The sequence below is a fragment of the Bacillus sp. 0102A genome (assembly GCF_036765155.1).
Taxonomy (GTDB): Bacteria; Bacillota; Bacilli; order Bacillales; family Bacillaceae; genus Bacillus; species Bacillus subtilis_G.
The window spans coordinates 540,337-554,073 of sequence record NZ_JBAIZW010000002.1 but is presented as its reverse complement, the minus strand read 5'-3'; the positions used below and the strand labels follow the sequence as shown (position 1 = coordinate 554,073).

Sequence of the window (13,737 nt, the reverse complement as noted above, 5' to 3'; positions counted from 1 at the left end):
GAGAAAAGAAACATTTAAAGGAAGAAGGGTTTTTTATGAAATCAATAGGTGTTGTGAGAAAAGTAGATGAATTAGGGCGCATTGTCATGCCGATAGAATTAAGACGGGCACTGGATATTGCTATAAAAGACAGCATTGAGTTTTTTGTTGACGGAGATAAAATTATCTTGAAAAAGTATAAACCTCATGGCGTTTGTTTAATGACCGGAGAAATCACTTCAGAAAATACGGAATACGGCAACGGTAAAATTACGTTAAGCCCTGAGGGTGCACAGCTGCTTCTCGAAGAAATTCAAGCCGCTCTAAAAGAATAATATGATGTTGAAAAAGGCGGAGAGATACAATCTCCGCCTTTTTTGCCTCAGGTGATGAATGATTTGGGATACTTTACATATTTTACTCAATTATTTGTCGAAGAATGGTACAATAAATAGAGAAACACAAGCGGCAGGTGGTCATATGAGAAAATATCAAGCACGTATCATTTCCATCATCTTGGCAATGATTTTTATTATGTTTTGGGATTATTTATTTTATTTTATAGGCAAAAACCCGATTAATTGGCCTGTTGATATTGTGTATACTGCAGTCACATTAGCAAGTGTCTGGATGCTGGCTTATTATATTGATGAGAAACAGCAGCTGGTTAAGACAATGAAGGATAATGAATGGAAGTATAAACAGCTTTCTGAAGAAAAAAACCGCATTATGGATAATTTGCAGGAGATCGTATTTCAAACGAATGCAAAAGGTGAAATTACATATTTAAACCAAGCGTGGGCATCCATAACCGGCTTTTCAATCAATGAATGTATGGGAACGATGTATAATGATTACTTCATAAAAGAAAAGCACGTAGCCGACCACATCAACACCCAAATCCAAAACCAAGCGTCTTCTGGCATGTTTACTGCAAAATACGTGACAAAGAACGGCACGATTTTTTGGGGAGAAGTTCATTATAAACTTTATTACGATCGGGATGACCAATTTACAGGCAGCTTGGGAACAATGTCAGATATCACTGAGCGGAAAGAGGCTGAAGATGAGCTCATTGAGATTAATGAACGGTTGGCCAGAGAATCACAGAAACTGTCAATCACAAGTGAACTTGCCGCCGGTATTGCACATGAAGTCAGAAACCCTTTAACCTCTGTCAGCGGTTTCCTTCAGATTATGAAAACACAATATCCCGACAGAAAGGGCTATTTTGACATCATCTTTTCAGAGATTAAAAGAATCGATTTGGTGCTCGGCGAGCTGTTGCTGCTTGCAAAACCGCAGGCGGTCACATTTAAAATGCATCAGCTCAATGAGATCCTGACACAAGTCACGACATTGCTTGATACCAATGCTATTCTGTCCAATATCGTCATAGAAAAAAATTTCGAAGAGACAGATAGCTGTATCATTAACGGGGATGAGAATCAGCTGAAGCAGGTCTTTATCAATATCATTAAAAATGGGATTGAGGCAATGCCAAAAGGCGGTATCGTTACCATTTCGACTGCTAAGACAGCCTCTCACGCCGTGATAAGCGTCAAAGATGAAGGAAACGGCATGCCGCAGGAAAAGCTTAAGCAGATTGGCAAACCTTTTTATTCAACAAAGGAAAAGGGCACCGGACTTGGACTTGCCATTTGTTTAAGAATCCTGAAGGAACATGACGGAGAATTGAAAATCGAAAGTGAAGCTGGAAAAGGCAGTGTCTTTCAAGTTGTTTTGCCTTTCAAATCAGACAGCTGAGAGGGGGAAAATAAGATGAACTCGCTTCTCTTTGTATACGGGACATTGAGAAAACATGAAAAGAATCATCATCTGCTTGCACAATCGGCATGTATCAATGAGCAGGCCAGAACGAAGGGATGTCTGTTTGCTGCAAATGAGGGGCCCGCAGCTGTTTTTGAAGATGAAGGTTATATATGCGGCGAGTTATATGAAGCAGATGAATGGTGTATACATAAGCTCGATCAATTTTATCAAGGCTATGAAAAACAAACAGCGCTTGTAGAAACGGATGCCGGAATCAAAAAAGCGCTTGTTTATTTTATGAACAAAGACGTGTGTGCCGGCTTTCCGAAAATAAGCAGCGGTGACTGGAAAGCACATCAGATGATCAGCAAATCGCAAAATCCTGTTTATTATTTTGCCTATGGGTCCTGCATGGACAATGCCCGCTTTCAAAAGGCGGGAGTCGATCACTATTTTCAAGATCCAGTGGGAGGAGCTGTTTTAAAAGGGTACACAACCCGCTTCACTCTAAAAAGGGAAGACGGCTCAAGAGCGGATATGATGGAAGACGGAGGAACAACAGAAGGCGTTTTATATCGCATTCCTTTTTCCGCTCTCACCTATCTATATAAAAGGGAGGGCGTTGCATCCCTTACGTATCGGCCTGCATTTGTAGACGTTGAAGCAGGCGGAAGGCGCTACACAGATTGCTTAACCTTTCTCGTCCTCCAAAAAGAAGCGGAAACCGCTCCGCCTCAGCACTATCAGATGGAAATTGAACGGGGAGCGGAGATGTATTTATCACCGGGGTTTGCTGAAAAGCTCAAGCGGCATATGAATTCGCTGCCAAAAGGATAACGAAATTAACACTGTTACAAAAGAATATGATAAAATTTGTTCAATATGATGTTAGGTAAAGGAGCACCACTATGAAAAAAGAATTTGCGGTAATTGGACTGGGCCGTTTTGGTGGCAGTATTTGCAAAGCATTAAGCGAAGAAGGCGTCGAGGTTATGGCGATGGATATCGATGAGGATAAAGTCAACGAGTATGCCAAGATCGCATCTCACGCCGTTATCGGTGATTCAACAGACGAATCTGTCCTGAAAAACTTAGGTCTGCGAAATTTTGACCATGTTATTGTAGCAATCGGTGAAAATATCCAGGCGAGTATTTTAACGACTCTCATTCTGAAAGAACTGGGCGTTCATACCATTACAGTGAAGGCACAGAACGATTATCACGAAAAAGTGCTTTCTAAAATCGGTGCGGACCACATCGTCCACCCGGAACGCGATATGGCAAAACGAATTGCGCATAACATCGTCTCCAACAACGTACTTGATTATTTGGAACTGTCTGAAGAGCATAGTCTAGTTGAAATCGTAGCCAACAGCCGCCTGGCCGGAAATACGCTTCTTGATTTAGATATCCGTGCGAAATACGGGATTAATATTGTAGCCATTAAAAGAGGCAAGGAAGTCATCGTGTCGCCGCTTGCGACCGAAGTCATCCATCGAGAAGATATCCTCATCGTTATTGGTTCTGTTACAGACATTTCCCGTTTTGAAAAAAGAGTTCTTTATACAAAATAGCAGTAAGACAAACCGTCCCCAAAGGGCGGTTTTTTATACTATCAGAATATAACAACTTTAATGAAATGAGCGGCAATTTCTTAAAATTTTATTGACTAAGCACAGGCGTTCCGATAGCATGTTGTACCATATAATAAAAAAGAGGAGGGGCCTATTTGAATAAAGAAGTGCTGGTTAATAGGCTGAATGCTTCAGCCCGCAGACAAAAAGCTGATATCGTTATTAAGAACGGAAAAATCATGGACGTATTTAATCAAGAGTGGATATATGAAGATATTGCGATTACGGACGGAGTCATTGTAGGCCTCGGCGAGTATGAAGGCGAAAATAACATTGATGCAGAGGGACAAATGATTGTTCCGGGTTTTATTGATGGACATGTACATATTGAGTCATCAATGGTTACACCGATTGAGTTCGCTAAAGCGGTATTGCCGCATGGTGTGACGACAGTTGTTACCGATCCGCATGAGATCGCGAATGTGTCTGGTGAAAAAGGGATTGCATTTATGATTGAACAGGCTCGGCAAACACCGCTGAATATCCATTTTATGCTTCCCTCCAGTGTACCTGCCGCAAGCTTTGAACGATCAGGCGCAGTACTTAAAGCTGCTGATTTAAAACCTTTTTACGAAGAGAAAGAAGTATTAGGGCTTGCTGAAGTCATGGATTATGTATCGGTTCAGCAGGCTGAAGAAGATATGATTCAGAAACTGCTCGATGCCCGTGTTGCAGGAAAGCGAATTGACGGTCATTTAGCGGGTTTATCAACAGACCTCATTAACATTTATAGAACCGCATTTGTCTTAAATGATCATGAAGTAACGACGAAGGAAGAAGCACTTGATCGTATTAGAAGAGGAATGTATGTCATGATGCGTGAAGGATCAGTCGCAAAAAACACTCTCAATGTGCTCCCGGCGGTGAATGAAAAGAACGCACGCCGTTTCTTCTTCTGTACGGATGATAAGCATGTGGATGATTTATTGTCAGAGGGAAGTGTGAATCATCAGGTGAAAATGGCGATTCAAGCCGGGCTTGACCCGTTTTTAGCCTATCAATTAGGGAGCCTCAATGCAGCTGAATGCTACGGATTAGATACAAAGGGAGCGATTGCTCCGGGTTTTGATGCTGATTTGCTCTTTGTTTCTGATCTGGGAAACGTCACTGTCACAAAGACAATGGTAAATGGGCACACTGTTGCTGAAGGAGGCGAAGCAGTCTATCAAGATAGCGCTTCAGCTCCCGCACCAGAACCGGCACTGCTTGATTCTGTTAAGCTTGCTGCTCCTCTTAACAAACAGAATTTAAATATGCCAATCGATTCAAAGCAGCAAATCCATGTGATTCAAATCATTCCTAATCAGCTTGAAACACGGTTTGTGCGTGTGCCGCCTCCTGATGCCCATGTTTTTGAGCCTGACTCTGAGCTCGATTTGTTAAAGATTGCAGTTGTTGAGCGGCATAAAGGGTTAAAAGAAACCGGTCTTGGCGTTGTGAAAGGATTTGGATTCAAGAGCGGAGCGATTGCCACAAGCATTTCGCACGATTCCCATAATATTATTGCCGTTGGGACAAATGATGCCGATATTGCGGCTGCAGTTAATAAGCTGCAGGAAATTGGCGGAGGATTAACGATTATAAAAAATGGAGAAGAGCTTCATTCAGTACCGCTGCCGATTGCGGGGTTACTATCAGACCAATCTGCGGAGCAGGTGAATCAAAGCTTGCTGACGCTGCATGATAAATTGTCGTCAGTCGGTTTCACAGGCGGGTTTAATCCATTTTTGACGCTGTCGTTTTTAGCTTTGCCTGTCATTCCTGACATTAAAATGACGACAACAGGATTATTTGATGTAAAGTCATTTCAGCACATAACACTGCAATAAAAAAGATGCACTCACTTTGGAGTGCATCTTTTTTTAAACCTCCATAATGATCGGAAGGATCATCGGACGGCGTTTCGTTTTTTCGTATAAGAACGGCGCAAGCGTATCTGTAATCTCGTTTTTGATTTCAGACCATTGAGTCGTTTTTCGTTCCATCACTTTTTGTAAGTGGTTTGAAATGAGCTCTTGAGCGTCATTGATCAAGTCGCCAGATTCTCTCATGTAAACAAACCCCCTGGAAATCAAATCAGGTCCCGCTGAAACCTTAAAGTCCTCCATGTCAATGCTGACAACCACAATGACAAGCCCTTCCTCAGAAAGAATTCTGCGGTCACGAAGTACGATATTGCCAATATCACCGATACCGCTTCCGTCAATGTATACTGAACCGGACGGGATTTTACCGGCAACTGAAGCTTCATCGCCCTTAAGCGCCAATACCTCACCATTATCCATGATAAAGCAATTTTCTTCAGGGATGCCGCAATCAGTTGCAAGCTTGACATGCATTTTTTGCATTCTGTACTCACCGTGAATCGGCATGAAGAATTTAGGTTTGATTAAACGAAGCATCAGCTTCTGTTCTTCCTGCCCGCCGTGACCGGATGTATGGATATCATTAAGAGGCCCGTGAATAACCTCAGCCCCAGCACGGTACAGCTGATTGATTGTACGGCTCACGCTGATTGTGTTTCCTGGGATAGGGGATGAAGAAAATACGACTGTATCCCCAGGAATAATCGAAATCTGGCGGTGTGTGCCGTTTGCAATTCTTGATAAAGCTGCCATCGGTTCCCCTTGGCTTCCGGTACATAATATCGTTACTTTATTGGCAGGCAAACGATTGATTTCGTTATGCTCAATAAATGTATTTTTAGGACAGCTAATATAACCGAGCGTTTGTCCAATTTCGATAGCCGATTCCATACTGCGTCCAAATACGGCAACTTTTCTCCCATTTAATACAGCAGCCTCAATCACCTGCTGCAAGCGGTGAATATTCGACGCAAATGTAGCGAAAATAACTCGGCCGTCCACCTTGCGGAAAATGTCATGAATGCTTTCTCCGACACGGCGCTCAGACATGGTGAACTCCGGGTTTTCACTGTTTGTGCTGTCTGATAGGAGGCACAGAACGCCTTCTTTGCCGATTTCGGCCATTTTCGTTAAGTTTGCCGGCTCACCGACTGGAGTAAAATCGAATTTAAAATCTCCAGTATGTACAATGTTTCCGGGCGGCGTTTTTACAACTATACCGTAGGAATCCGGAATACTATGTGTTGTTCTGAAGAATGACACAGCCGTTTTACGGAATTTTACGATATCATCCTCACCGATAATGTTCAGTTTCGTCTGTCGTAATAATCCATGCTCTTCAAGTTTATTCCGAAGTAAGCCGATCGCGAGTTTACCGCCGTAAACAGGAATATTCACTTGTCTGAGCAGGTACGGAATACCGCCGATATGGTCTTCATGGCCGTGGGTGATAAAAAGCCCTTTAATTTTATCTTCATTTTTGACTAAATACGTGTAATCAGGGATAACGTAGTCAATGCCGAGCAGTTCGTCCTCGGGAAACTTGATCCCCGCATCAATTAGCACAATCTCATCCTGAAATTGTACTGCGTACGTATTTTTACCGATTTCGCCCAATCCTCCGAGGGCGAAAACAGCAGTCTGATCATTTTTTACAAATTTCATACCGCTCATAACTCCAATACTTTAAAATTTTCGCTTTGTTGTTCATATTCTAAAAATGCACCATTAACAGGTGTAATAAACTCAATATTAAATTTTTTCTCTTTCAGCTTTGTTCTGACGTCACGCTCAGATACGCCTTCAATATAAAGTGAATCTGTCTTTTCCCGAACAGGTACTTCGTCAGCCTTTTCTTGATAAAATACCTTATAAATCATCCAAATCTCTCCTTAAATGCCGTATGTTAGACTCGCTTATTCTATTATATTCGAAAACGGAATATAAGGAAAGCCTTGAGAAAAATAAGGCCCCCTCGAAAAGCGAAAGATCCCTTGTCAGGCAATTGCTTTCTTGCGGAGCATTCCGTTCCATTGTCTTCTGAGTTTCTTTCTTAATTTGCGCAGCATTTGTTAGTTCCTCCTTTCATCATAACTTGTCCAGAGTGCTTTTATACAAATAGTATACGGAGATTATGGAAGACTTCTCGTGGTTATTAATGGAATTTAATATGAGTTTTGAACGAAATAGTTTGCTGAATGGCAATCTTTTTGTATGATGAGGGTGGGAATTGCAGATCAAGACGATAAAGGGGAATTTATAATGGATTCAAAATTAATTTTTTTTGATATTGACGGTACGATTTATGATCATGACAAAAATATACCGGAAAGTACGAGGGAAACGGTGGCGGAGCTGCAGCGCCAAGGGCATCATGTGTTTATTGCCAGCGGGCGGTCTCCGTTTTTAGTTAAGCCGATTTTAGAGGAGTTGGGCATACACTCGTTTATTTCCTATAATGGGCAGTATGTTGTCTTTGAAAATCAAGTGATTTATAAAAATCCACTGCCTGAAAAGGCAATCAGCCGATTATTAAAGCAGGCGGGAAAGGACAAACATCCTGTCGTGTTTATGGCTGAGGACACGATGAAAGCGACTGTTGCGGATCATCCTCATGTAATGGAGGGAATCGGCAGTCTTAAAACCGATTATCCAGAAACCGATGACCTTTTCTATGAAGGAAAAGAAATTTTCCAGCTTCTTCTATTTTGCCAGGATGAAGAAGAAAAGGTTTATGCCGCTTTTCCTGAATTTGATCTAGTGCGCTGGCATGAGCTTTCGACTGATGTTCTTCCTCATGGAGGTTCGAAGGCGGAAGGGATTAAAAAAGTCATCGAGCGTCTTCCTTTTGCTATCAGCGATACATATGCTTTCGGCGACGGATTAAACGATCTGCAAATGATTGAGTATGTCGGGACAGGCGTAGCTATGGGAAATGCTGTTCCTGAATTGAAAGAAATCGCGGATTTTGTAACAAAGCCGGTAGACGAGGATGGAATTGCGTATGCTGTCAAAGAATTGGGCCTTTTAAAATAAAGAAACGGCTGGCACTGTGCCAGCCGTTTCTTTATTTTTAGCGTTCAATCGCGATTGCATTTTCAGGTTCTTTGAAAGGATTTTCTTTATCAATATAATCATAGAACATCACGCCGTTCAAATGATCGATCTCATGCTGAAACACAATAGCCGGAAATCCTTTTAAACGAATATCAATGTTTTCGCCTTCAAGGGTTGTTCCTTTTACTCTGATGCGAGCATGGCGGGGAACATAGCCTGGAATCGCTTCATCAACAGACAGGCAGCCCTCGCCGCTAGTTAAGTAGCTTTTTTCGACAGAATGGCTGACGATCCTAGGATTAAATAAAGCATAGCTGTATAACGTTCCGGAATCATCTTCCGCATGAACGGCGATCATGCGTTTTTTAATATTAATTTGAGGAGCTGCGAGACCTACGCCTGGACGCAGCTTGTATTTTTCGGCTAATTCGGGATTTTGGCTGTTCTTAACAAATTCGATCATGTCGGCCAGCTGCTGTTTTTCTGTATCACCCGGAGGCAGCTCGACAGGTTCGGCTGTCTCTCTTAGGGCTGGATGGCCGTCACGTACGATGTTTTCCATAGTAATCAAGAAACTTCACTCCTAAAGCTTAATATGTAAATTATATCGGATTTCTTCACAAAGGTGCAACGAAACAAATGACCAGCCATCTCGGCTGGTCAAGTTCATGCTGTGTAATTAGCAACAGCCTCCGCCTAAATAAGCAGCCCCGACAATGATTAACAGAATGAATAAAACAACGATTAACGCAAATGTGCGGCCATATCCTGCTCCGCCATATCCGTAACCACCATAACCGCAGCAGCCTCCGCCGTAACCATATCCATACATATTACAAAACCTCCTCTTTAAATTACGCCAGAGCCTTTATTAGTAGGCATAGCGTCTACTATAAACTATGTAAAAACAATAAAGTTGTATGGTCATATGCCTTGTTTTCTCAAGTTTTTGGTCGGTTATCTTCGACAATTTACTGACAGACACATCAGGTGACCCTAAGAAAGTAATTTCAGCTTGGCTATTGTCAAATGGCGATTAGGCATCTATAGTCGAAAATGTCAAAATTGTAGGATTTCTATATGGGAAATTTTCCGAAACCATGTTTTTGGGCATGGGAGCAATTGGGGCAGCAAGTATACTGCTTGCAGGTTGTGGAGGAAAGCAGCCGGTTGAATTACTTCATGATTCAATGGAAAAACTGTATAAGTGGAAAATTCGATTCAAAAAGAACAAAAACTGGTAATGGAAAATGGGAAATATAGAGCGTAAGTTTTGCGACAGTTTGCTTAATTTTAATATAGATTATTACTCAAAAATTGTCTCAATAGCCAATCAGGCATTAAATAATGCAAACCAGCGCAAGAAACATTTGGAAGCAGAAAAGACAGTATTACTGATTGTAAAATAGAATTTGAATGAGCAAAAAAATCAACTGAAGATATTAAGGATAAGAAAGTGAGAGAAAAAGCAAATCGTGTAATCGATTTCATGGAAAGAGAAATGCTGCATCGACACAATGTGCCATAAATAGAATAAGGCTATTTCGTGTGACAAAGATTTATACAAGCAGATAATGGATAAAAAGGCGACATTCGTTCAGCTTGCAGAGCAAATTGAAAAAATAAATTCAGTTTATGAAAAAGTGCATAAACAAGTGGATGAATTTAATACTTATGCTGAGGATTACAACAAAGAAAAAGAAAAACTGTTTACTAGGTAATATGGAGTAAAGTATATTAAGCATATGAGTTGATATTAAATGAGCTAAGCCGTCCGTAAAAAGACAGTTTAACCAGGATATAAATGTATTTGATATTGACAATGTGAAATTAATACTCTAAAATTTATTTAGAGATAAATTCACATAAAACCAATCGTTGTTTCGGCACGTTGGGAGGATTCATTATGTCTTATTACGATGCAATAGAAACATATTTGCAGAATAAATTAACTGAATATTCTTAATTTTATATGAGAACCCTATAGAATGCGATGACTTGCACCATTTGAAGTTAGCCCGCTAATTCAAATCAAATATGAACTTAAACCTTTTATTAAATAAAAGGTTTTTTGCTGTTTTCAAAGATGTTGTGTTTAAATCAAGAGAAGAAATTTGGGGAGATAAAATAACATGCAAAAGTCCAACATTTTGATGTTTTCAGGGCAAGGTTCTCAATACTGGGGAATGGGCAAAAAGCTTTTTAACACGGACACAGTTTTTCGAGAAACAATGCACCGACTTGATGCCATTGCTATCGAGCTGAAAGGATATTCAATCATCGAGTATATATATGATGAAAAACGAAAAAATTCTAAATTCAGCAATATACTATTTTCTCACCCGGCAATTTATATGACGGGGTACGCTGCTGCGCAAACACTGATACAAAAAGGTATCGAGCCTGACGGAGTTATCGGAATGAGTTTAGGTGAATTTGCAGCAGGAGCAGTAGCAGAAATACTGTCGCCGGAAGAAACGATGGAGTGTGTTTTAAAGCAGGCCGAAATTTTAGAAAACTACAGTCAGCAAGGCGGAATGATGGCTGTGCTGGGTAAGCCTTTGTTATATGATACTGAGCCTTTTTTACGACAGAATACCAATTTAGTTTCGGTGAATGGCCGTAATCATTTCGTTATTTCCGGTGAAATAAAAGCATTAGATCAGGCATCCTCTCTAATGCAGAAAAAGGGAATTGCAAGTCAAAAATTGCCTGTTTGTTTTGGTTTTCATTCCGAATTAATCGATGGTGCTGCACAAAAGTTTAAAGAATATATGAAACATAAAGTTTTTAAGAAACCAAATATCACTTTCATCTCTTCGGTGTACGGTAAAGAACTGAAATATATTCCTGAAAACTACCATTGGGATGCAATAAGAGAGCCCATTCGATTTCTAGATGCAGTTGATTTTAATGAAAAAAGAAACCCAGCATTCTATATCGATACAAGTCCCTCCGGCAGTCTTGCGGGGATTGCCGAAGAGAGTGCTGCAGATTATTCAAAATCGTCGTTTCATACAGTGTTGAGTCCGTTTGGAAATGAGATCAACCGCATGGAACAGATAACCAAGCGTATTGAAGAACAAAGGCAGAAATATGGGACAGGGGGAGAAAAACAAATGCTGGCTTACGTTTTTCCTGGGCAGGGTGCACAATTTAAAGGAATGGGTGGAGACATATTTAATGAGTTCAGTGATCTGGTTCATAGAGCAGATGCTATTTTAGGGTATTCCATAAAGGATTTATGCCTATCAGACATAGACAACAAATTAACTGATACAAAATATACACAACCTGCGATTTATACAGTGAGCGCACTTCAATATTTAAAGCTCAAAAAAGAGGGGAAAGCATCCCCGGATTTTACAGCAGGACACAGTCTCGGCGAATATACAGCTTTATTTGCAGCGGGTGTCTTTGACTTTGAAACAGGGCTCAAATTAGTTGCAAAAAGAGGAGAGTTAATGAGTGCGTCTTCACAAGGCGGAATGGCGGCTGTCATTGGACTCAATGAAAATAAAATAAGAGAGGTGCTTAAACAGTTTGATTTTGATCAAATAGATATTGCTAATTACAATACGTCGTCTCAAATTGTGATAGCAGGGGAAGTCGAGGACATAAAGCGGGCAGCCGTATATTTTGAACAAGCGGGGGCAACGGCATATGTTGTTCTGAAAGTCGGGGGAGCTTTTCATTCTCGTTTTATGGAGGATGCGAAAAAGCATTTTGCCAAATTTATCGAACCCTTTCAATTTTCGAAATTAAACATTCCGGTCATATCAAACTATTTAGCTAGACCTTATAAGCAAGAAGACATTAAACATAACTTGATTGAACAAATAACACATTCAGTAAAATGGACTGAAAGTATCAGATACCTAATGGGACAGGGTGTAACTGCTTTTGAAGAGGTCGGACCAGGCAACATCCTGACGAAGTTGACACAAACCATTCAAAAAAATGAGCTGCCGCTTATCATCAACGCACCTGAGGTCGTTGACTCTATTCCTGAAGATGATGATATAAATTCTGGAATAGAGCTGACGGCAGAAACCATCCCAAGGAAAGAATCTACTGGGGAAAATTCTACAGAATCTCAACTGGGAGATCAATCTTTCAAAAATGATTATAATTTGAAATATGCATATTTGGCAGGGGGCATGCATAGAGGAATTTCTTCAGCTGAAATGATCATCCGTCTTGGTGAAAAAGGAATGATGGGTTTTTTCGGAACTGCAGGCTTAGAAATTGAGGATATTGAGCAAGCGATTATTTCGATTAAGAATGGACTCGAAAAAAGTCAGTTTTATGGAATGAATATTCAATCGGAACCAGATAATCAAGATAAAGAAAAACAGCTGATTGATTTATATGTAAAACATGATGTAAGGGTGATAGAAGCGTCTTCGTACCTTTCCGTTAATGAGGCATTAATTTATTACAAAGCGCAACAGTTGAAGGAAGACAAAGACGGTCATGTCATGCCTTATAATCGAATCATTGCAAAAGTGTCCCGACCGGAAGTTGCAGCGGCGTTTCTGAGTCCAGCTCCTGCAAACATAGTCGAGAAAATGGCCGAACAGGGCATTTTAACTTCACAACAAGTAAAATGGCTAAGCCGCATTCCTGTAGCTGACGATATGATCATTGAAGCGGATTCCGGCAGTCATACTGATCAAGGAGCGTTATCAGTTATGCTTCCGTTTTTTATGAGGATGCGTGACGATATGATGAAAACGAATAACTATAAAAAGAGAATTAGAATTGGAGCTGCCGGAGGTATCGGAACTCCCGAAGCAGCAGCCTCTGCTTTTTTAATGGGAGCTGATTTTGTTATGACAGGGTCTATCAATCAATGTACAGCTGAGTCCGGCACAAGTGAATCTGTCAAAGAATTATTGAGTGAAATGGAAATACAGGATACTGCTTATGCACCTTCCGAAGCTATGTTTGAGTTCGGCGCAAAGGTCCAGGTAATGAAAAGGGGAATGTTGTTCCCTGTCAGAGCAAATAAATTGCAGCAATTGTATCAGCAATTTCAGTCTCTTGATGAGATAGATGATAAAACAAAGATCCAGTTAGAAAGTAAGTATTTTAAAAAAACTTTTGATGAAATCTATGAAGACATTAAAAGAACATATCCAAATCTAGTTGAAAAAGCAGACCGTAATCCAAAATTTAAGATGTTATTAATTTTTAAGTGGTATTTGCGAAAAGCCAGTTTGTTTGCATTGGAAGGGGACGAAAAAAGAAGGGTGGATTATCAGGTGCATTGCGGTCCGTCTCTGGGTGCTTTCAATCAGTGGGTGAAGGGAACAGAATTAGAAGCATGGAGAAACAGGCATGTTGGGGAAATCGGTGAAAAGATAATGATTGAAGCAGAAAACTTACTAAGGTATCGATTGAACACGATATTTTAATAAAAGAGA

At 40.6% G+C, this 13,737-nt stretch carries 12 protein-coding genes and 1 pseudogene; 9 read left to right on the top strand and 4 right to left on the bottom strand.

The window, feature by feature from the left end; all coding sequences use genetic code 11:
• Positions 1–35: 35 nt before the first annotated feature.
• The 5 genes from abhA to ade all read left to right on the top strand — a co-directional run bounded on the left by abhA (position 36) and on the right by ade (position 5,215).
• The gene (gene abhA / locus V6D41_RS06955) at positions 36–314 is read left to right on the top strand and encodes a transcriptional regulator AbhA (protein WP_087992212.1); all 279 of its coding nucleotides are present in this window, start codon (positions 36–38) and stop codon (positions 312–314) included.
• A gap of 145 nt (positions 315–459) precedes the next feature.
• On the top strand, positions 460–1,746 hold the full coding sequence (gene kinC, locus V6D41_RS06950; RefSeq protein ID WP_253269053.1) for a two-component sensor histidine kinase KinC: 1,287 nt from the start codon (positions 460–462) through the stop codon (positions 1,744–1,746).
• Between the two features lie 15 nt (positions 1,747–1,761).
• Positions 1,762–2,589, top strand: coding sequence for a gamma-glutamylcyclotransferase (locus tag V6D41_RS06945; RefSeq protein ID WP_333517703.1), 828 nt, complete (start codon positions 1,762–1,764; stop codon positions 2,587–2,589).
• Between the two features lie 71 nt (positions 2,590–2,660).
• Complete coding sequence (gene ktrC / locus V6D41_RS06940) at positions 2,661–3,326, top strand: Ktr system potassium transporter KtrC (RefSeq protein WP_087992209.1); 666 nt, start codon at positions 2,661–2,663, stop codon at positions 3,324–3,326.
• A 155-nt stretch (positions 3,327–3,481) separates the two neighbouring features.
• The gene (gene ade, locus V6D41_RS06935) at positions 3,482–5,215 is read left to right on the top strand and encodes an adenine deaminase (protein ID WP_333517702.1); all 1,734 of its coding nucleotides are present in this window, start codon (positions 3,482–3,484) and stop codon (positions 5,213–5,215) included.
• A gap of 33 nt (positions 5,216–5,248) precedes the next feature.
• On the opposite strand, the gene rnjA is transcribed toward ade, so the two are convergent.
• Complete coding sequence (gene rnjA / locus V6D41_RS06930) at positions 5,249–6,916, bottom strand: ribonuclease J1 (protein WP_148963702.1); 1,668 nt, start codon at positions 6,914–6,916, stop codon at positions 5,249–5,251.
• A 5-nt stretch (positions 6,917–6,921) separates the two neighbouring features.
• A complete protein-coding gene (gene rnpZA, locus V6D41_RS06925; RefSeq protein WP_003238840.1) occupies positions 6,922–7,131 on the bottom strand; it encodes an RNA polymerase subunit omega 1 in 210 nt (69 codons plus the stop codon).
• A 382-nt stretch (positions 7,132–7,513) separates the two neighbouring features.
• Here rnpZA and V6D41_RS06920 point away from each other — a divergent pair, with 382 nt between their 5' ends.
• Positions 7,514–8,287, top strand: coding sequence for a Cof-type HAD-IIB family hydrolase (locus V6D41_RS06920; RefSeq protein WP_333517701.1), 774 nt, complete (start codon positions 7,514–7,516; stop codon positions 8,285–8,287).
• A gap of 37 nt (positions 8,288–8,324) precedes the next feature.
• On the opposite strand, the gene def is transcribed toward V6D41_RS06920, so the two are convergent.
• Positions 8,325–8,879: a peptide deformylase gene (gene def / locus V6D41_RS06915; RefSeq protein WP_333517700.1), complete on the bottom strand. Its 555-nt coding sequence runs from the start codon at positions 8,877–8,879 to the stop codon at positions 8,325–8,327.
• Positions 8,880–8,987: 108 nt separating this feature from the next.
• Positions 8,988–9,140 carry a YjcZ family sporulation protein gene (locus V6D41_RS06910; protein WP_087992204.1) on the bottom strand — a complete coding sequence of 51 codons (153 nt, stop codon included), beginning with the start codon at positions 9,138–9,140 and terminating at the stop codon, positions 8,988–8,990.
• A 709-nt stretch (positions 9,141–9,849) separates the two neighbouring features.
• On the opposite strand from V6D41_RS06910, the gene V6D41_RS06905 reads away from it, so the two are divergent.
• The 3 genes and pseudogenes from V6D41_RS06905 to fabD all read left to right on the top strand — a co-directional run bounded on the left by V6D41_RS06905 (position 9,850) and on the right by fabD (position 13,728).
• On the top strand, positions 9,850–10,029 hold the full coding sequence (locus tag V6D41_RS06905; RefSeq protein ID WP_333517866.1) for a YkyA family protein: 180 nt from the start codon (positions 9,850–9,852) through the stop codon (positions 10,027–10,029).
• 411 nt (positions 10,030–10,440) lie between these two features.
• A pseudogene (locus V6D41_RS21520) lies at positions 10,441–11,292 on the top strand (acyltransferase domain-containing protein); the annotation flags it as partial.
• Between the two features lie 135 nt (positions 11,293–11,427).
• Complete coding sequence (gene fabD / locus V6D41_RS06900) at positions 11,428–13,728, top strand: ACP S-malonyltransferase (protein ID WP_442893054.1); 2,301 nt, start codon at positions 11,428–11,430, stop codon at positions 13,726–13,728.
• Positions 13,729–13,737 lie beyond the last annotated feature (9 nt).